The following is an 18752-nucleotide window of genomic DNA, read 5'->3' on the forward strand; positions in this document are numbered from 1 at the left end:
CTCCTAATTTCCCGTAAAACGGGGTTTGCGCTTCTCCAGAAAAGCTTGCATGCCTTCTTTTCGATCTTCGCTTGCCAAAAGAAGATAAAAGCTGTTTCGCTCGTAATCCATCCCCTCTTGAAGGGGAAGATCACCAGCTTTGTACACAGCTTTTTTGATTACCTGTACCGCGAGCGGCGGTTGCTGGGCGATTTGCTTCGCCAGCTTGAGCGCTTCCTGATAGTACGCCTCCACTGGCACTACCCGATTGACCAGTCCGTATTTCAACGCTTCTTTGGCCGAAATCGGTTCACCTGTGAGCAGCATCTCCAATGCTTTTCGCTCACCTACCACACGCGTCAGACGCTGTGTACCACCAGCCCCAGGCATGACTCCAAGCTTGATTTCCGGTTGACCAATGACGGCTGTCTCCGAAGCGATCACGATATCGCAGTTCATCATTAATTCACAGCCACCACCGAGCACAAAGCCGCTGACGGCACCAATAATCGGCTTGGAGATAAGCGAGATGCGATCCCAAACCGCGAACTGATTGCGCTTCATGATGTCGATGGCTGATGCTTCCGCCATTTCATTAATGTCGGCACCCGCTGCGAACGCCCTCGCGTTGCCAGTCAGGATGATCACCCGAATATCCGGGTCGCGGTCCATTTGCTCCATCTGTTCAACCAATTCGTCGACGAGCTGCAAATTCAGTGCGTTTAGAATCTTCGGTCGATTCAATGTAATGATACCGACACCATCTTCACTGGCTACGCTAATATATTCATAGGCCATGAACTGTCACACCCTTTTTTTACAGGAGTTGGTTTAAATAGCTGCCTGTGATTTGTTCCGGTTATCCACGACACGAATCGCTTTTCCTTCGCTGCGCGTCAAAGAATTCGGCGGTTGCACCCGCAGCACCACGGACACGCCCAACGTATTTTTGATCTGATGGCAAATTTCTTTCACCAATGGCGAGAGAGCAGAGCTGTCATTTCCACTGATCTCATTTGCATATGCTGGTGTCAGCTCGCAGTGCACCTCAAAACGGTCGAGGGCACCATCGCGTTCAATGACGACCTGGTAGTGTGGAGCCAATTGGTTGAACGTAAGCAAAACGGACTCGATCTCTGTCGGGAACACATTGACCCCGCGAATAATGAGCATGTCATCTACACGCCCTTTGATGCGCGACATACGCATGGTTGTCCGTCCGCACTTACAGGGCTCAGAATTGAGGGAAGCGATATCACCCGTACGGTAGCGCACAACCGGGAATGCTTCTTTCGTCAGTGACGTGAATACGAGCTCGCCTTCTTGTCCATATGGGAGCACTTCTCCAGTGCTTGGATCGATAATTTCTGCGTAGAAATGGTCTTCTGCGATATGCAGGCCATCCTGCCCTTCATGACATTCAATGGAAACACCTGGCCCCATCACTTCGCTCAGCCCGTAAATGTCCACCGCTTTAATGTCGAGCTCATGCTCCAGTTGTACGCGCATTTCTTCCGACCACGGCTCTGCACCAAAAATCCCGTATTTGACACTCGTCTCACGCGGATCGATTCCTTGCTTTTTCATCTCTTCCACGATGTTGAGGACATAGGATGGCGTTGCTGCAATGCCACGTGGCTTGAAGTCCTCGATCAACGTAATTTGACGGGAGGTATTGCCACCGGATACTGGCACTGCAACTGCGCCCATGTGCTCGATGCCGTTGTGCAGACCCAATCCGCCTGTAAAAAGGCCGTAGCCATACGCGTTATGGAAAATGTCTCCCGGCTCTCCGCCCGCACAGCAAATGGCGCGCGCCACGATCTCCGCCCAATTCTCCAGGTCTTTTTTGGTGTAGCCGACAACAGTCGGTTTTCCTTTTGTCCCGGATGAACCGTGAATGCGTGCTACTTCCTTCATTTCGACTGCAAACAGATTGAATGGATAATTTTCTCGCAAATCTGTCTTTTTCATAAATGGAAGCTTCTGTATGTCTTCGATCGATTGGATATCTTCTGGTTTCACACCAGCTTCATTGAACGCCTTTGTGTGGAAAGGGACGCGCTCATATACGCGTTTGACCGTTTCTTTCAAGCGTGCCAGTTGCAGTTCCGTCATTTTCTCTCTTGGTAGCGTTTCCATTTCTGTATTAAAGATCATGTCGCTTCCCTCATCCCCTTGCGTTATGACTCGGTAGGAGTACTTGTTTGAAAATGTTACTCACCCTTAAAAACTGGTTTTCGCTTTTCGCGAAAGGCTTCCAATGCTTCCAGACGATCTGTCGTGGGAATAATCACTTCATAACACATTGTTTCGATATCTAGACCTGTCTGCAAATCGACACTGCTTCCGCGATCAATGGCTGATTTTGCCTGATACACAGCCAGCGGAGCATTTGCTAAAATCTCGTCTGCCAGCCCCATTGTCAGCTCACGCAGCTCCTCTGTATCTTTTGCAACAGCATTTACAAAACCGATTTGATACGCTTCCTGCGCTTGGATGCGCCTGGCAGTCAGGATCAGCTCCTTTGCTTTGGAGGGTCCGATTAAGCGAGACAACCGCTGCGTACCACCCGCACCAGGAATGATGCCCAAGCTCACCTCTGTCAGACCCATTTTGGCATCTGCGACGGCATAGCGGAAATCACAGGCCAGCGCCAGTTCAAAACCCCCGCCAAACGCAAATCCGTTAATCATGGCAATCGTCGGCTGCGGAAGCCTCTCCAACGCAGTAAATACATCGCGGATTTTGCGGACATTGCGGCGTACCTGCTGTTCCGTCAGTGTACGGCGCTCCTTCAAATCTGCCCCTGCGCTAAATGCTCGCCCTTCTGCCTTCACGATGACCACGCGAATCTCTTTTGCATCCAGACGTACCTGCTCAATCAAGTTTCCCAGGCGCTCCAATGTATCGTAGTTCAGCGCATTCAACTCATCTGGGCGATTCAGCGTAATCAGTCCTATATGTCCTTCACGTTCAAATCGAACGCTCTCTTCCATCATCAACGTCCTCCTTGTGCAGGCGGGTTAACCCGTGCATACGTTCCGGTAGCAAAAGCCACAAGCTTGCCATCACAAGTCACGCGTGCTTCCATCACGATCAAGCTTTTTCCTTGTTTCAATACATGGGATTGTGCCTCGAGTACCTCACCGCGAGCTGGGTGCAGGTATTGAATCTTGCTCTCCACCGTCACACATTGCTGTACACCATCCACATGAGGTGCTGCCCCATGCCCCATTGCCACATCGGCTAGTGTCGCCGTAACACCTCCGTGTACGACACCTTCGATGCTATTGAACAGCTCGGGGCGAATTTTCAGTGCTACCTTACAGCCCTGTTCATCTCGGTGCACAACTTCTATGCCCAGGTAGTGATTGAATCGATTACGGATCTCCACTGACATCTTTGCCCCCTTTCTCGTATCGTCTTGAAACAGTGAAAGGAGCCTAAGCACGTGGCTTTTGGCATCCTTTCTCCGTTTTATTTTCGCTGTCAGTTATTCGTTTTCGTCGATTTCGACGAAGTAATCACTTTTCCGGTAAGCCAGTGCATCCAGTGTCGCTACCAATCCATGCTCCGTTTCTACGCGAATACGGTACCAGGCTGTTCGATTGTTTTTCTTCTCTTCGGTCGCGGTTGCCACCAAGCGATTCCCTTTCATGGCAGCAGCCAAAAATCCGATGTTCATCGACAGTGCTACAGACGTTTTGCCATAGGAATTACAGGCCGCTGCAAAAACAAAGTCTGCCAGGGAGAAGATGATTGCGCCATGAGCGGTGCCATGTGCATTCAGCATATGCTCGGCAACAGTGACTTCCGCAGTCGCCGTTCCTTCTCCCAGCTCAATCAGCTTGATGCCTAAAAATTGCGCAAATGGATCTTGCTTTAGCTTCTCACAAATCTCTGTGTAATGCTTCTGATGGATCGCTTGTTCGTCTATCAATCTTTTCGTGGTCATGATTAAACTACTTCTGCAAAATGCATGGACACAATTGGTCCAGCGAAACCACGGAGGTCTTTTCCTGCTGCGCGACCTTCAGGCGATGACAACGCTTCCATCAAGGCTTCTTTTGATTCAAAGTACATTTCTGCCATCAGATGCAGGTCGGATTCTCCCATTGGTGTTCCATAGATTTTGCTCACTTCCATTTTGATTAAGCCAGGCATTTTCTCTGCCAATGGGCCATGTACCTCGAAATAGTGCTTGTCAAAAGCATCGATATCTTCGGGCTTGCGATAAATCGCTACCAATTTCACCATCATGATCCCTGCTTTCCTCAGATTATAGTTGTAATGTGTGACGACTAATTCATATAACGTTATTTTAACGCATGTTAATATTTTTATTATATAAAGCCTTTGTGACAGGTGCAAGTATTTTTCAAAAAGCAAGAAAACTCTGCCTGTTTTCACGCTCCCTTCTCTTTATGTTTATGACTGGGAAAAGGCTGACAGAATAGGCTTCGATGAGGTGTCTTCCATCTTTTGTGGTCGGGGGAAGCCCTGCCACATGTTTTCCAGTCGCCTATATCCTCTCTGCGTTCGGGCGGTCTCCTTCCAAACATGTGACAGGACTTTCGTACAGCTGTGGTTGCCTTCGATTATTCAAAACATTTGTTGGGGAATTTCAAGGAGTCCTCGTTGAAATAGCTTTCTCGGAATTTAATAAAAGCCCCGTGGGAAGAAGCGAATTTCCAGTCCAAGCGCCTCTGGAGCCCGACCCAGCGGAGGGATGAATGGCGGGAATGGTTTTAGCTTCAGCCTCTGCTACCCCTTCTTCGAAACTGCTACTTTTGAAGCGTTCCCGCCATTCATTCCGGAGCGGACAGTTCCACCCCCTTGCAGGGCGTAGGCCGAAGCGTAGACTGGAAATTCGCTTCTTCCCCTCCACTACAGCTCCTTAAAACGCAAAAAAGAGGACAGACCCAATGTCTGTCCTCTTCTATTCGCTCCACTTCCTAGACCCAAACCCAGAAAATAAAGACGAAAATTGCCAACAGGATTACGAATAACCCTGCAAAAATACTGATACGTGCAAACTCATGACCTTTTTGATCCATGTGCATCCAGACATACAGCTGGAAAAACGCTTGAACGAAGGCCAAAGCAACGATGAATGGTACGGTAAAACCTGATGGAATTGCTTCATACGCCACTGCAATGAATGCCAGTGCAGTCAATACGAGAGATCCGATGAAAGCAACTAGGTGTCTTTTCGGACCCTCGTGTTTGACTTTCGGCTTGCGTACCTCTTCATTATGAGCTTGTGCTCCCATAGATTATCCCACCTTTCCACCGATCATACCCATGAGATATACCACGGTAAAGATGAATACCCATACAACGTCGATAAAGTGCCAGTACAGACATGCCAGATAGAACTTCGGTGCAGTTACTACCGTCAGGCCCTTTTTCGTCGCAGATACTTGCAAAAGGATGATCCAGCTAATCCCGAACGCTACGTGAGCTCCGTGGAATCCAACCAAGGTGTAGAAGGCAGATGAGAATGCACTTGTTGACATTTTCAGTCCTTCATTCACATAGTGTACAAACTCGTAAATCTCCAAAGCAAGGAAGCCGAGACCGAGCAATACAGTGATGGTCAGCCAAAGCTGAATCTTCTTCAGGTCTTTCTTGTGCAGAGCCAGCGTAGCCATAACACTTGTCATCGAGCTGGTAAGCAAGAGAAGTGTTGCCACGGCAACGAGATTCATGTCAAACAATGATTGGGATGTCGGTCCACCATTTGCCTGATCACGAAGAGCGATAAATGTTGCAAACAAGGAACCGAAGAGAACTGTCTCTCCACCGAGGAAGAGCCAGAAGCCAAGAACCTTATTCTTGCCTTCAAGGGTGGCTTTTTCCGGTTCGTCAGGCAATACTGCATGTGCATGATGGTTAGCCATTAAGCCTTTACCCCTTTCTCGTCGAGTTCATCCTCATGAATGTGATAACCTGGATCGTCTTTCACAGAACGGGTAAACATGCAGCCCAGTGTAAAGAGCAATCCAATAACTACGACCACGTAGTTGTGGTAGATAAAGCCATAACCTGCAATGAACAGACCGAGAGACATCAAGAATGGCAGGAACGATGGTGATGGCATGTGAATGTCACCGATTGGTTCTGCAGGTGTCATACCTTTGTTACCAGCCATCTTCTCAACCCACAACGCATCCAAACCACGAACGAGAGGGGTTTGAACAAAGTTGTATTCTGGTGGCGGCGAAGGAATCGCCCATTCGAGTGAACGTCCATCCCATGGATCTGCAGGAGCGCGTTTGGAGCTTTTCGCTGCAACGACTACGTTGATCAAGAATAGGATGGTACCGATCGTCATACCAAATGCACCAATCGTACTGATAAAGTTCCCCATATCCAAGTTCTGATCTTTGAGGTATGTAAAGACGCGGCGCGGCATCCCCATCAGACCCAGGAAGTGTTGCGGGAAGAAGGTAAGGTGGAAACCAATGAAGAACGTCCAGAAGTTCCATTTACCGATTGTTTCGTTCAGCATTTTACCGAACATTTTCGGCCACCAGTAGTAAAGACCAGCGAAGAGACCGAATACGAGCCCCCCTACGATAACGTAGTGGAAGTGAGCAACTACGAAATAACTGTCATGATATTGGTAGTCAGCTGGCGGAACCGCAAGCATAACCCCTGTCATACCACCGATTGTGAACGTCGGGATAAATCCTACTGCAAACAGGTTTGCGGTAGGGAAGCGGATTTGACCGCCCCACATGGTCAACAGCCAGTTAAAGATTTTGATACCTGTAGGAACAGCAATCAACATGGTTGCAAGTCCAAACAGCGTGTTGGCAATTGCGCCCAAACCTGTTGTGAACATGTGGTGAGCCCACACCATGAAGCCCAAGAAACCGATCAGCGCAGTTGCAAATACCATGGAGCTGTAACCAAACAGACGCTTTCTTGAGAATGTAGAAACCACTTCAGAAATGATACCGAATGCTGGGAGAATCAAAATGTATACTTCGGGGTGACCGAAGATCCAGAACAAGTGCTCCCAGATAACAACATTACCACCTGCGTCAGGGTTGAAAAAGTTTCCGCCGAACAAACGGTCAAACATCAACAGAACCAAACCAACCGTAATCGCAGGGAATGCGAAGAGGATCAAACCGGATGTAATAAAGGACGACCAGGTGAACATTGGCATACGCATGAATGTCATACCTGGAGCACGCATGTTGATGATGGTAACCAAGAAGTTAATACCACCAATCAGCGTTCCGAGACCGGCAATTTGCAAACCGAGTACGTAGAAGTCTACGCCGATTCCACTGTATTGATTCAAAGCCAAAGTTGTATACGATGTCCAACCAGCATCAGGTGCGCCACCCAAGAACCAGCTTGTGTTCAGTAGCACTCCCCCGAAGAAGAATAGCCAGAATCCGAGTGCGTTAACAAACGGGAATGCTACGTCGCGTGCACCAATTTGAAGGGGAACAATCGCGTTCATCAAAGCAAAAATGATCGGCATAACTGCCAAGAAAATCATCGTGGTGCCGTGCATCGTAATTAATTCGTTAAACGTCTTGGCACCAACCAATTGAATCTCTGGGTACATCAACTGCAAACGAATCAGCAGGGCTTCCAAACCACCGGCCAAGAAGAAAATTCCACCTGCAATCAGATACAGGATCGCAATTTTCTTATGGTCCACTGTCGTAAGATAATCCCACAGCCCCGAGCGATTTGGTGCATGAGAAGCATGTGCAGACACGGGTTTACCTCCTTTTTAAGCGTCACTGCCTATGACGATTGTCAATGCAATAAGTTTTATGAGGCTTTACTTTACTTTTTTTCGCTTACGCTCAATGTCTCCATGTACTCTACAAGCGCTTTCACTTGGTTTTCTTCGAGATTGAGGTTAGGCATTTTGTTGCCCGGCTTCATTTTTTGCGGATCTTTCAGCCACTCTGCAATGTTTTGAGGCGTATGTGCTTTGATACCTGCTACACGTTCGCGATCTGCAAAGTTAGTCAGGTTTGGACCCATCTTACCGCCTTTACCTGCCACAGCGTGACATCCCAAACAGCTCTTATCGAAGATTTGTTGACCTTCTGCAGCCAGTGGAGAAGTTGCCGTTACAGGCTCTTTTGCCTGAACGCCCTTCATGTTAGCTACCCAAGTGTCAAAATCTGCTTGTTCCTTTACTTCTACCTTGAAGTCCATCAAGGCATGGGACGCTCCACAGAGCTCCGCACATTTACCGTAGTAAATGCCTGTTTTGTCTGCTTGCAGCCACAATTTGTTTTCTTGCCCTGGGTTCGTATCGATTTTACCGCCCAATGCAGGAATCCAGAATGCGTGCTTAACATCAGACGCTGATAATACGAATTGAACCTTTTTGCCAACTGGTAATACCAAGTCTTGTGCAGTCGATACGCCAAGATCAGGATACTCGAATTCCCACCAGAATTGGTGAGCGGTAACCTTTACTTGAACTGCTTCCTCTTTCGGGTACTCCTTGTGCAGTGCGAATCCGGTAGTAACAGTTGGAATCGCCATGATGATCAGGAGCAAGAAAGGAATTACCGTCCAAAGAATTTCAAGTGCATGATTTCCTTCGACCTGCTTAGGAATACCTTGCTGTCCGGGACGCTTACGATAACGGATAAGGACGTACGTAAAGATCGTCATAACGACAATGAAGACGCCGATCATGATAGCGGAGGACAGCTTCATCAGGTCAAACTGCATCGCAGCTACCGGACCAGAGGGCTTGAGCGCTGAGAGCTCATCTTTGCCACACCCGGTTAACACTAGCGCCAGCAGAGCAAACAGGGAAAACTGACGCCAATACTGTTGCCAACCCTTCATACCAATGAACCCCTCTTTCTTCGTGTTGGTAACGTTCTAGCCACGCCTACAACTAGAAGTTTTCGTACTTTTCTATCTGAATGAAGAAATCGCATTCAATACTTTCCACAACTATAATGCCCAAACAGGAAAAGTATTAGCAGCAATTCCAAAAACAAACAGGAAAGTAAGGGGCAGTATTGCACACTTCTACCCAAGCGTGGTAACCATTTAAGTATACATAAATTTTCCTTAATACAAAGGCTATTTGTTATGATTTTGTTAACAAATTTATGAACAAATTTGTGAACTTTGCAGTTAAACCCTACCATAACTTCCAAATCAAAGGAGAATTTCATGCAAAAAAGACCAGTTGCACTAGTCACTGGTACCTCAAGTGGCTTTGGCAAGCACGCATCAGTCGCTTTAGTCAAGGCTGGTTTTCAGGTAATTGCTGCTATGCGTGATCTAGCAAAAAGAGACCCTCTTGACAAATTGGCAAGCTTGCATATAGATCCTGAGCATCTTGAAGTCCTTTCCCTTGATGTTACGCTTCCGGAACAAATTCAGGATGCGATCTCCTCCATCATTGCAAAGCATGGGCGCATTGATCTGTTGGTGAACAATGCCGGCTACGCGTTGGGCGGCTTTGCGGAGGAAGTCTCTTCTGAGGAATGGCGCAAGCAGTTTGATGTAAATGTGTTCGGACTGATCGACGTCACTCGGGCAGTCTTGCCTTATATGCGGGAGCAACAATCTGGACGAATTATTAACCTAAGCAGCATCAGTGGGCGATTTGGATTCCCCGGTCTCTCGCCGTATGCCGCATCCAAGCATGCAGTCGAAGGCTTCAGTGAATCACTTCGCCTTGAAATGCTACCCTTTCAAGTTCAAGTCGTCCTTGTTGAGCCCGGCTCCTTTCGTACAGCAATCTGGGAGAAAGGCATGCAAGACCAACAGCTTGAAGAAGCCTCTCCATACGCCTCCCAAATGAAACAACTGATGCGTCACGTAGAAGCGATCATAGAAAAGGCACCTGCTCCCGACGCAGTCATCTCGACGATTGTCCATGCAGCCACCACTCCCAAGCCACGATTCCGCTACCCGGTTGGCCGAGGCGTGGCGCTCACGATCGCCGCAAAAAATTGGCTTCCGTGGTCATGGATTGAGCGAATCGTGACAAAGCGATCGTGATGTTTTGTTTATGCATAAAAGAACACACCCCCGTAAGGAGTGTGTTTGCACGTTGAACACTATACACTTTCCGTTCGTCCTGTGCGTATCAGCCAAACATGTTGGATATATTCAGCTACACCAAAAAATATCGCAACAAAACCGGCCCCGATTGCGGCGATTTGAGCCGTCGGCAAAAACACAATGCTTCCATAAACGATCAAAAAGCCGATAATCAAGTCAAACATGGTCGTCAGCCAAAGACTCCCTGATGTAAGAATCGCCCTATCCAAAAAATATCCGGCGACTGCCAAGACAAATCCGACTCCGACAGACTGATATAGATTTGCGAAATTCACTTCTGGAAAGAGAGCATCTGCCAAAACGACCAACACCGGACTAACGAGCAGCTTCATCAAAAGACCGTCCACGTCTATTTACTCTCCTTTACTGGGGGTGTACTCAGTATGCCCCTTGTTTACTTCAGCCATGTCATGACTCCGTCGTATACCGGCTTGTAAACCATTTCCACCCAATAAACAGGATTGGGGACAACCCCTTTTTCGGCTCCTGCGTACAAGCCCACACTGATGACAAGCAACCCGAGAAAGACAGCGATCTCTTTGCGCTGCCGCTTCCGAATCAATCGGGGTAGCTCGTATGCACAAACGATTATGGATACAACGATGACAGTAAATGTCGACATACAAACTCCCCCTGATCCTGTTGCACAATCACTTTTCGTCAAAGGCATTATTGATGGTTCCTAAACGTCTGATTTTCACATCAGCTATGACATGTACAGGCAGCTTGGTGAATTCCTTTTCCCAATTACTCGCTATCTTCTTCCATACTTTCGGGTATTTTCGATGGATCGCTTCGCCGAATCCATAGATATCTATGCCATTTTTCTTGGCATTGGCAATTGCTTTTGTCGCTAATGCTTCCATTGATTTTTCCGACTCTTTTTCCAGGTCTTTAATCGTATCCATGTCAGTCAGATCGAGTTTGCATTGCACTTCCCCAATATCATTTTCCAAATCGATGCGAACGATGATTTCAGGCCTGCCATTTTTCATGGTAGCCTCGATTTTAGCGTCGGCGCGCATGACTTCCATCGTCAAGAGGCCTCCCCCCTTGCAAGGCATGCTTCCAACCGTGCTTTTTACTTTGCCTGTAATGTAACTATACGCTTTGCTGTCCGCTTCACTCAGCCAGGTGATCAGCTTATCCCCCCGGAACGTAGCCAATGTCGTGTATTGAAGCAGGACAGGTGTATCTATTTCTTCGACATTTTTTCGTTCGTCTCCCTCACTTCCTGGCCCAGACAAGCGGATACCTGTCAATACTGCTTGCTTTCCCTTGCTGGTAAAGTCGGTAATCAATTGATCCATCGTAATTGCTGCGGTAGGCGCCCATACTTTGGAAGATGTCTCCAAAGAAGCAAACATTTCTGTGGAAGGAATTTGTTCAAGCGGTGTGATCACTTTCAAGATATTGCGGGCCGTTGTTCCTCTAGCTACGGCGATATAAAAATCAGTTCGAAACTCATGGTCGCGTGAGACAAAATCAGTGATTGGAGAGATCCCTTCCCTGGCCACCTCCTCGCCAAATATGAGCATCCTGGTGTGCGCCATGTATATTTTACGCGGAGATACCGTGGTCATTTTACGCACAGCCTCAAAGATGGTCGGAGCGTTCATGGTAAAGAGCGTAACGGGCGAACGTCCAGGCTTCCCTTTGTTGGCTGCGACCTCTGCCGGGTCTACAACTTGAACGGAAACTTGATAACCTCCTTGCACTTTATCAATACCGATCCCGACAGCAATAGCCAAATCGTTTAGTTCTTTGCGATCCCAACAACCAGCTAGGATAATAACGAGCACGATGCAGAGAAGAACTTTTATCCCTTTCACTGGTGCCCACTCCTTTACATGCTGTGAAAAGCCTATTACTTCTGGGGTGGTAATGGCTTTATCCCTTTAGATTGGCGACGCAAATTGTTTTTGGTAATCGATTCAGGCCGTTTGTCCAAGGCCCAGCGAGGCAAGCGAAGGATCGTGTCTTTTTGCTCTTTCAAGGAAAACGGAGCAAACGATTCCATATACGGTACGCCAAATGAGCGCAGACTGCATAAATGCAACACTAAGGCAAGCATCCCTACAATGACCCCGTATATGCCAAAAGAAGCAGCCAGAACCATCAGGGGAAAACGAAGAATCCTCACGGTAATCGACATATTGCTCGCTGGGAAAATAAAGCTGGATATTGCGGTAATCGAGACCACAATGACCATCGCGGCCGAAACAATCCCGGCTTCCACCGCTGCTTGTCCGATAACCAGTGTTCCCACAATGGAAATGGCTTGACCTACTGCACGCGGCATGCGGATTCCAGCCTCTCGCAATATCTCAAAAGCCACTTCCATCATGATCGCCTCAATAAAGGCTGGAAAGGGCACTCCTTCTCGCTGTGCCGCCAAGCTAATTAGCAACTGTGTCGGGAGCATCTCTTGGTGGAAGGTCGTAATGGCGATATAGAGGGAGGGAGCAAGCAACGCGATTAAAAAACAGGCAAACCGCAGCATGCGAATCAACGTACTAAAATCAAAGCGCTGATAGTAGTCTTCCGCTGAATGAAAAAACTCAACAAAAAGAGAGGGCACGGTCAAAACAAAAGGAGTCCCATCTACAAGAATCGCTACGCGTCCCTCTAATAGATTCGCGGCCACTACATCCGGACGCTCCGAGTTAGCGATGGTTGGGAAAGGCGTGTAAGCTTCGTCCTGGATCAACTCCTCAATCATTCCGCTTTCCATGATGCCATCGATGCTGATTCGATCCAGTCTATTGCGTACTTCTTCTACAACACCCTCTTCTACAATCCCTTTCATATACACAACCGCGACTTCTGTCTTGGTTTCCTCGCCAATTCTGTTGATTTCAATCCATAGCTTTTCGCTGGAAATCCGTCTCCGTAGCAATGTAATATTCGTACGGAGTGTCTCCGTGAAGCTTTCCCGCGGTCCACGAATGACTGTTTGGGATGACGGCTCAGTGACTCCTCTATCCCTCCACTCCTGCAAACCAATATGAATTCCTTGCGAGCAGCCATCTATGAGAATGATGACACAGCCGGACAGCAATGCTGTAAACAATGTGGGAAAGTCGAATAAATCCCCCATATCCCCAACGGTCAGGACCGATTCTTTTAAAAAGGGAACGAACTCGTCCTCGCGTATCCCTTCCCATTCCTTCAAACGCGTCTTGTATAAAAGACTATCGATTAATACGGCTTGTACCAAATACGAATCAACCATGCCATCCGCATACAAGACAGCTGCCCGAATGGGTTCTAGGCTATTTAGGACTACCTCTCGAATCACAATATCATTGCTGTATCCGAGCGATTCTTTAATATAGTGAACGTTGTCGTCTAAGCTGCAACCAATCTGAGCCATTCGGATTGCTCCTCACATCGGCAATTATGAACACAGTTTCTCCGATTGCTCCCATTACTAAACAAAACGCTCCTATCCGTTTTCACAGAAAAAGACCTCGCACTCATTTAAGAGGACAAGGTCTTTTGGTATATGTTCTACACTATGGAGCAGGTGTTTGTGCATCACCTGGCACTGGTGCATCGTCAAAGGATGGGTCGTGCCATTCTACTTTATGTTTTTCCTGAAGCGTATTTAACCAGGTACCGTAGTTCTGACTGCGATTTTGGTCAGTCAGCATTATCTTGATCTGATCTTTGACTTTATCAAACTCAGGTGCCGGTGACCCCAGCTGTTCTTTATTTGTATCGTAGTAGGTTTTGATTTGCTCCTCGGTAACCGGGAATGCTTTATCCAACAACCTATCCCGTGTCATGAGCACGCTCAACTTATCCCGTAGCTGGGCCTCGGTCATTCCCATACTCTTCAAGTAGTTTTGGAATGCCTCAGGTGAACCTACCTGTTCTTTCATCGAATCAATCTCTTTATCCATATCTTCTTGCGTCACCGCAATGTTTTGCGCCTTGGCTTCCTGCTTGATTAACGATTCCGCAACAAGTTCATGTATCGTTTGTTTTCCGTACATTTTTTTCATTTCACTGTAAAGCTGATTTTGTGTAATGGAGGTATCGCCAGCCGTTACCAATACAGGGTCATTGCCTTTTGCCCATGATTGATAAAACCCTAAAACAGCTAACCCCGTTAATAATATGGCAACCGAAAGCATGGAAAGATCAAACTTCTTCACTTGGATATCCTCTCTTTCTATAATCTGCCCTCCAAGTATAGAAAGAAGTTACGGTAGAAAAATGGAAAGCGTATTACACAACTTTTCCACATTCTAAACATATTATGCGCTACATAAAAAATCGGGTAAAAAAAGAGGAGAGAACGGAGGCGATGACAGGACCTAAAACTGCCCAAACCTGTAAAAAGCGTTCTTGTTTCCTGTCTTTTTCTACTTCCATGAACTGAGCGAGTGCTTCCTTATCCCGAGTATCGTTCTCCAGTAATTGCAGGATAATATCTTTGTCTTTTTCCGTCTTCTCTGCTTTCATTTCTAACTCGGTTTGCAACTTGTTCAAAACTTGCAGTACATCATAACGCACATCCTCCATGCGTCCCAATTGATGTTCAATTCGTTCCAACCACTTCGTGACTACTATCATTTGTCCCTCAAGCTGATCGATTCGTTCTTCGAATTTGTCTAATTTCAAATAGATGCGCTGTATATGCTGATCTATATTTCTCTGATTTTCATATGGTCCCGCTGTCATAGATTCCACCTCCCCCGTCCGTCCTTTATACTACTTGTTTATGTAGCGGAGAGAAGCATTGCTTGTATGGTTATCCCTCTTTGTTCAGTCTCGTGAAAAAAAGGCGGCAAACAAATGTATTTCCAAATCCTGAATTCAGCTAAAATAGATGGAAGACTATCTAGCATTTCTCTCAAATAAACGGGGACATGACCGTTTATTCATAAAGGAGGATACCATGACAACCTTGTTGGAGGTAAAAGGGGTAACGGGTGGGTACTCTTACAACCACGCTGTAATCAAAGACATCTCCTTTCACATACGCGAAAAGGAAATTGTAGCGCTAATCGGGCTGAATGGCGCAGGCAAAAGCACGACCATCAAGCATATTTTAGGACTCTTGGAACCAAACGCAGGCGAAATCAGCATTGCGGGGAAGACCTTTCAATCAGACCCTGAAAACTATCGTTTGTCTTACGGGTATATTCCCGAGTCACCCATTTATTACGAAGAGCTTACGCTGTGGGAGCATATCGAGTTAATGGCCATGAGCCACGGGCTGGACCAGGAAGTTTTTTATGAACGGGCACGTCCTCTCTTAAAAGAATTCCGCATGGAAGAAATGAAAGACCGATTTCCCCAGCAGTTTTCCAAAGGCATGAGACAAAAGCTCATGATCATGATGGCGCTGCTCGTACAACCGCCTCTGTACATCGTGGATGAACCGATCCTGGGTCTGGACCCTCTGGGGATTCGTTCTCTTCTCACGTGGTTAAACCGTTGCAAGGAGCAAGGGGCTGGCATTCTGATGTCCACACATATTTTGGCCACCGCCGAAAAGCATTGTGACCGATTCATCATTTTGCACAAAGGCGAGATTAGAGCCCAAGGAACGCTAGAGGAGCTTCGGGGTATTACAGGGCTCCCAGATAGCTCCTTGGACGACATATACTTGCATATCGTAGAGGATGACGGCCAGTGAAAATAGACGTAGATCAATTATTTCGCAAACGGTTCCATGCCTTTTCAGTCGAATTCATTCGATATGCCCAGTACATGGCCAATGGCGGCCTGATGTTCGTCGCGATCTTTTTGATGGGCTTGCTCGCCTTCTACTACCGCAGCATCATCGCGATGATCCCACCCTGGTTCCCTTTGCCGTATGCCATGGCTCTCGTAATTGCTTTTGTCGTTGTGAGAAGCCCCCTACGCACGTTTTTATTGGAAGCGGATTTGCTTTTTTTGACACCGCATGAAGTAAGGCTGGATCGCTATTTCCGAAAGGCGCTTGTCTACAATTTTGCCACTCAGAGCAACGTGGTGTTTATCGTCCTGCTCCTGCTCATGCCTATGTATACAGAGGTCGTAGGTGCACAAGGCGTGCAGCTGTGGGTTTATTGGTGCATTCCCCTGCTCTTGAAGGGGTGGAATGTTTACAGCAGTTGGACGTTCTTACGTTTGCCAGATCAGAAGAAGATCGGATTCTATACGCTCGCTCGATTTGCCTTTTCGTATATCCTCCTCGCTTGGGTATTGAGTGAAGGACAATTCTTACGCGTGGGTATGATCCCATTTGGTTTTCTGATCTGCGCTGCGCTCTTGATCTGGCTCCATTCGCGAATGTTGACCTATAAGAAAAAACATTCCATACAATGGTATCGCCTGCTGGCCATCGAGAGCGGCTTGCGTCACCGCTTTTATCAGTTCATGAACAACTTCCGGGATGTCCCTGCCATCCAGCACCAGGTGAAGTCACGCTCGTGGCTCATTGCCCTGACGAAGCTGCTTCCTTACCGTCAATCAACAGCAGGACGTCATTTGTTTACCAAAAAATTTATTCGATCTGGTGACTTTGCGGGCATATACTTCAGGCTTATCCTTCTATCCGCCTTCCTGGTCCTGATTTTGCCAGGCCCATATGCAAAAATCATTGCCGGCCTGCTCTTTCTCTTCATGACTGCCAGCCAGATCGGCACCCTCTGGCGCCACCAGCAAAAGCGAAACGGGTATGCGATTTTTCCGATTCGGGATAGTCAGTTGAAACAGTCATTTAGCTGGCTGCGCATGATTCTGTTGGGTTTTCACGGTGTAGTTCTTGTGCTCATTGGAATTTTGTAGTGTAAGCTTCCCGTTTACATGAAAAGCTGCTTCTTCCCCCCACTACAGCTACAAAAAAAGCAGCTCTTCATCAGTAGAAGAGCTGCTTTTTTATTTATTGATAAAGTAATTTGTCTACAGTCGGAACGTATCCACCTTGCTGCGCAGCTCCTGAATGCTGTCTGTCACCTGCTCCGTTTCAGACACGAACTGATCAACGTTTCCACTGACCTCATGCATCGTAGCAGATACTTCTTCAGTAGCTGCTGCTGTTTGTTCCGAGATGGCAGTAACCGTCAACACGGATTCATTCACCTTGTTCTGACCTTGCTTCATCGTCTCTACGCTCGCCATGACATTCGCAAGCGACGTCTTCAAGGTATGCGTCATGTCAGACAGAGCCGTTATGCCTTGTGTAACGGAATCCAAACGCTCTGTACCCGCGTTGTATCGATCCAGCGTCGCATTTGTCTTTTCCGTAGCTTGTCTTACCTGATCTTGAATGTCTTTGATGCTCTCCTGAATGACGTGGGTTGCCGCACCTGTCTGTTCAGCCAGCTTGCGAACTTCTCCCGCTACCACAGCGAAGCCTCTGCCCGCTTCGCCAGCACGCGCACTCTCGATGGCTGCATTCAGCGCCAACAGATTCGTCTGTCCGGCGATTTGCTGAATCGTTTCAATCACGTCGTTAATTCGGCTCGATTTTTCTTCAAGAATCGCCATTGTATTTTGCACTTCATGAAATTGTTTGTTCGTCTCTGTTCCATCTGCCAAAAACTCTTGCAATACTTTGTAGCTGCTCTCTCCGATATCGGACACGCGATTGGATACTGCATCCATCTCGTCCATCGCTGTATTCAATTCAGACAGCTCGCTCAAGAATTCTTGAACCGTTTGCACCGTCATCTCCATCGCAGTTGCTGTCTGCTCATTCCCCTGCGCAATCTCTTGGCTGGTAACCACGATATTTTTGTTTTGCTCGCGGACAGAGTTGGCACCTTCCCGAATGGAATTCGCCATGCTGTCGATATGCTCGGTTGTCTCTTTTACACCGCCAATGATTTGACGCAGCTGTGTCGTCATCTCTCCAAAAGCAACGACAATTCGGCCAATCTCGTCTTTTTTATTGGAAACAGCAATCTCTGTAGACGTGAGATCACCAGAAGCAATGCGCATAGACGCCTCTTGTACAACTTGCAGTGGACGCAGCATCTTCTTGATCAAAAAGAATACAGCAACCAAAGCAATAATCGTTACGACAATCATAGAGAGAATGATCCGTGGCATGGTCTCGTCCAAAACCTGATCATTAATCAGTTCCACTTTGTCTGCCGCAGTATCTACACCTAGCACCGCAATCACTTGACCAGATGGATCTTCAATCGGTGCGAATGCACTTAGGTAGTCCCCGTACACAGGGTCTTTGACGATTGGCGTACTGTTCGATCCGCCTTCCAGAGCAGGAGCAATATCAGCAATACCGGTAGAGGTCGTCTCTTGACCGATTGCAGATGCTCCCTCTGCTCCCTTCGCTGTTCCATCCACCATAATCCTTACCTTTTCACCGTCTGCATGAAGAATATAAACATAAAGGGCACCTGTTTTTTCGGTGTAATCAAGCAACAAATTTCGGATAGACCAATAGTCGTCAGATTCTTGTGGCTGAGATATAAATTTCGCTATCTTCTCTGAGTCAAGCCCTTGGGAGATATGCAAGGCTGTGTTGATGCTTGAGCGCGAGAGTGTCTTTTCAACAGTGGTTACGCTATTTTCGTAAATCATGATAATATTGATTGCCATCATGACGGCAATGATCACCGCTACAAGAGCAACGACCCGTGTTGCCAAGCTCTTACTCATCCTGTTTCACTTCTCCTTCGCCGGTTACGATATGTGTATTGCGGACCACCCACCTGGGA

20 protein-coding genes are annotated in these 18752 nt (G+C 47.4%); 3 read left to right on the forward strand and 17 right to left on the reverse strand.

The window, feature by feature from the left end; all coding sequences use genetic code 11:
- Window positions 1-3: 3 nt before the first annotated feature.
- From C7R92_RS13725 to coxB, 10 genes are all read right to left on the reverse strand, one after another.
- The gene (locus tag C7R92_RS13725; protein WP_069849035.1) at window positions 4-777 is read right to left on the reverse strand and encodes an enoyl-CoA hydratase-related protein; all 774 of its coding nucleotides are present in this window, start codon (window positions 775-777) and stop codon (window positions 4-6) included.
- A gap of 33 nt (window positions 778-810) precedes the next feature.
- The gene (paaK, locus tag C7R92_RS13730; RefSeq protein ID WP_106834646.1) at window positions 811-2139 is read right to left on the reverse strand and encodes a phenylacetate--CoA ligase PaaK; all 1329 of its coding nucleotides are present in this window, start codon (window positions 2137-2139) and stop codon (window positions 811-813) included.
- Between the two features lie 56 nt (window positions 2140-2195).
- Window positions 2196-2981 carry an enoyl-CoA hydratase-related protein gene (locus C7R92_RS13735; RefSeq protein WP_208636207.1) on the reverse strand — a complete coding sequence of 262 codons (786 nt, stop codon included), beginning with the start codon at window positions 2979-2981 and terminating at the stop codon, window positions 2196-2198.
- On the reverse strand, window positions 2981-3382 hold the full coding sequence (locus C7R92_RS13740; protein ID WP_016741459.1) for a PaaI family thioesterase: 402 nt from the start codon (window positions 3380-3382) through the stop codon (window positions 2981-2983). Before C7R92_RS13740 ends, C7R92_RS13735 begins: the two co-directional genes overlap by 1 nt.
- Before the next feature lie 93 nt (window positions 3383-3475).
- A complete protein-coding gene (locus tag C7R92_RS13745) occupies window positions 3476-3937 on the reverse strand; it encodes a PaaI family thioesterase (protein ID WP_017251578.1) in 462 nt (153 codons plus the stop codon).
- A gap of 2 nt (window positions 3938-3939) precedes the next feature.
- Entirely contained in the window at window positions 3940-4239 is a 300-nt protein-coding gene (locus C7R92_RS13750) for an EthD family reductase (protein WP_007723387.1), read from the reverse strand.
- A 698-nt stretch (window positions 4240-4937) separates the two neighbouring features.
- Entirely contained in the window at window positions 4938-5255 is a 318-nt protein-coding gene (locus C7R92_RS13755; protein ID WP_106834647.1) for a cytochrome C oxidase subunit IV family protein, read from the reverse strand.
- 3 nt (window positions 5256-5258) lie between these two features.
- The gene (locus C7R92_RS13760; RefSeq protein WP_017251582.1) at window positions 5259-5885 is read right to left on the reverse strand and encodes a cytochrome c oxidase subunit 3; all 627 of its coding nucleotides are present in this window, start codon (window positions 5883-5885) and stop codon (window positions 5259-5261) included.
- Window positions 5885-7729 (reverse strand): cytochrome c oxidase subunit I, encoded by a 1845-nt coding sequence (gene ctaD, locus C7R92_RS13765; protein ID WP_017251583.1) that lies wholly within the window; start codon window positions 7727-7729, stop codon window positions 5885-5887. Before ctaD ends, C7R92_RS13760 begins: the two co-directional genes overlap by 1 nt.
- A gap of 71 nt (window positions 7730-7800) precedes the next feature.
- Complete coding sequence (coxB, locus tag C7R92_RS13770) at window positions 7801-8829, reverse strand: cytochrome c oxidase subunit II (RefSeq protein WP_106834648.1); 1029 nt, start codon at window positions 8827-8829, stop codon at window positions 7801-7803.
- A gap of 336 nt (window positions 8830-9165) precedes the next feature.
- Between coxB and C7R92_RS13775 the strand changes: the two genes are divergently transcribed.
- Window positions 9166-10002: an oxidoreductase gene (locus tag C7R92_RS13775; RefSeq protein WP_106834649.1), complete on the forward strand. Its 837-nt coding sequence runs from the start codon at window positions 9166-9168 to the stop codon at window positions 10000-10002.
- Between the two features lie 59 nt (window positions 10003-10061).
- On the opposite strand, the gene C7R92_RS13780 is transcribed toward C7R92_RS13775, so the two are convergent.
- The 6 genes from C7R92_RS13780 to C7R92_RS13805 all read right to left on the reverse strand — a co-directional run bounded on the left by C7R92_RS13780 (window position 10062) and on the right by C7R92_RS13805 (window position 14757).
- On the reverse strand, window positions 10062-10412 hold the full coding sequence (locus C7R92_RS13780; RefSeq protein WP_017251586.1) for a DUF2512 family protein: 351 nt from the start codon (window positions 10410-10412) through the stop codon (window positions 10062-10064).
- Window positions 10413-10459: 47 nt separating this feature from the next.
- Window positions 10460-10687 (reverse strand): hypothetical protein, encoded by a 228-nt coding sequence (locus C7R92_RS13785; RefSeq protein ID WP_106834650.1) that lies wholly within the window; start codon window positions 10685-10687, stop codon window positions 10460-10462.
- A 28-nt stretch (window positions 10688-10715) separates the two neighbouring features.
- Window positions 10716-11897: a Ger(x)C family spore germination protein gene (locus C7R92_RS13790; protein ID WP_106834651.1), complete on the reverse strand. Its 1182-nt coding sequence runs from the start codon at window positions 11895-11897 to the stop codon at window positions 10716-10718.
- A gap of 35 nt (window positions 11898-11932) precedes the next feature.
- Window positions 11933-13441: a spore germination protein gene (locus C7R92_RS13795; protein ID WP_106834652.1), complete on the reverse strand. Its 1509-nt coding sequence runs from the start codon at window positions 13439-13441 to the stop codon at window positions 11933-11935.
- Between the two features lie 142 nt (window positions 13442-13583).
- Window positions 13584-14228 (reverse strand): SurA N-terminal domain-containing protein, encoded by a 645-nt coding sequence (locus tag C7R92_RS13800; RefSeq protein ID WP_106834653.1) that lies wholly within the window; start codon window positions 14226-14228, stop codon window positions 13584-13586.
- A 109-nt stretch (window positions 14229-14337) separates the two neighbouring features.
- A complete protein-coding gene (locus C7R92_RS13805; protein ID WP_017251591.1) occupies window positions 14338-14757 on the reverse strand; it encodes a hypothetical protein in 420 nt (139 codons plus the stop codon).
- Between the two features lie 217 nt (window positions 14758-14974).
- On the opposite strand from C7R92_RS13805, the gene C7R92_RS13810 reads away from it, so the two are divergent.
- Together C7R92_RS13810 and C7R92_RS13815 are read left to right on the forward strand one after the other, a co-directional pair.
- Window positions 14975-15718, forward strand: a complete 744-nt coding sequence (locus C7R92_RS13810) for an ABC transporter ATP-binding protein (protein ID WP_106834654.1) — start codon at window positions 14975-14977, stop codon at window positions 15716-15718.
- Window positions 15715-16854, forward strand: coding sequence for an ABC transporter permease (locus C7R92_RS13815; protein ID WP_106834655.1), 1140 nt, complete (start codon window positions 15715-15717; stop codon window positions 16852-16854). The genes C7R92_RS13810 and C7R92_RS13815 overlap by 4 nt, the downstream gene beginning before the upstream one ends.
- A gap of 114 nt (window positions 16855-16968) precedes the next feature.
- Here C7R92_RS13815 and C7R92_RS13820 read toward each other — a convergent pair whose 3' ends face one another.
- Window positions 16969-18693, reverse strand: coding sequence for a methyl-accepting chemotaxis protein (locus tag C7R92_RS13820; RefSeq protein ID WP_106834656.1), 1725 nt, complete (start codon window positions 18691-18693; stop codon window positions 16969-16971).
- Window positions 18694-18752: the final 59 nt, after the last annotated feature.

Origin of the sequence: Brevibacillus porteri (genome assembly GCF_003013475.1) — a bacterium.
Classification (GTDB): Bacteria; Bacillota; Bacilli; order Brevibacillales; family Brevibacillaceae; genus Brevibacillus; species Brevibacillus porteri.

What these genes read in the sequence shown, in the direction of transcription:
- C7R92_RS13725 (WP_069849035.1), bottom strand. Translation starts at nt 777, where the DNA reads ATGGCCTATGAATATATTAGCGTAGCCAGTGAAGATGGTGTCGGTATC.
- paaK (WP_106834646.1), bottom strand. Translation starts at nt 2,139, where the DNA reads ATGATCTTTAATACAGAAATGGAAACGCTACCAAGAGAGAAAATGACG.
- C7R92_RS13735 (WP_208636207.1), bottom strand. Translation starts at nt 2,981, where the DNA reads ATGATGGAAGAGAGCGTTCGATTTGAACGTGAAGGACATATAGGACTG.
- C7R92_RS13740 (WP_016741459.1), bottom strand. Translation starts at nt 3,382, where the DNA reads ATGTCAGTGGAGATCCGTAATCGATTCAATCACTACCTGGGCATAGAA.
- C7R92_RS13745 (WP_017251578.1), bottom strand. Translation starts at nt 3,937, where the DNA reads ATGACCACGAAAAGATTGATAGACGAACAAGCGATCCATCAGAAGCAT.
- C7R92_RS13750 (WP_007723387.1), bottom strand. Translation starts at nt 4,239, where the DNA reads ATGGTGAAATTGGTAGCGATTTATCGCAAGCCCGAAGATATCGATGCT.
- C7R92_RS13755 (WP_106834647.1), bottom strand. Translation starts at nt 5,255, where the DNA reads ATGGGAGCACAAGCTCATAATGAAGAGGTACGCAAGCCGAAAGTCAAA.
- C7R92_RS13760 (WP_017251582.1), bottom strand. Translation starts at nt 5,885, where the DNA reads ATGGCTAACCATCATGCACATGCAGTATTGCCTGACGAACCGGAAAAA.
- coxB (WP_106834648.1), bottom strand. Translation starts at nt 8,829, where the DNA reads ATGAAGGGTTGGCAACAGTATTGGCGTCAGTTTTCCCTGTTTGCTCTG.
- C7R92_RS13775 (WP_106834649.1), top strand. Translation starts at nt 9,166, where the DNA reads ATGCAAAAAAGACCAGTTGCACTAGTCACTGGTACCTCAAGTGGCTTT.
- C7R92_RS13785 (WP_106834650.1), bottom strand. Translation starts at nt 10,687, where the DNA reads ATGTCGACATTTACTGTCATCGTTGTATCCATAATCGTTTGTGCATAC.
- C7R92_RS13795 (WP_106834652.1), bottom strand. Translation starts at nt 13,441, where the DNA reads ATGGCTCAGATTGGTTGCAGCTTAGACGACAACGTTCACTATATTAAA.
- C7R92_RS13805 (WP_017251591.1), bottom strand. Translation starts at nt 14,757, where the DNA reads ATGACAGCGGGACCATATGAAAATCAGAGAAATATAGATCAGCATATA.
- C7R92_RS13810 (WP_106834654.1), top strand. Translation starts at nt 14,975, where the DNA reads ATGACAACCTTGTTGGAGGTAAAAGGGGTAACGGGTGGGTACTCTTAC.
- C7R92_RS13820 (WP_106834656.1), bottom strand. Translation starts at nt 18,693, where the DNA reads ATGAGTAAGAGCTTGGCAACACGGGTCGTTGCTCTTGTAGCGGTGATC.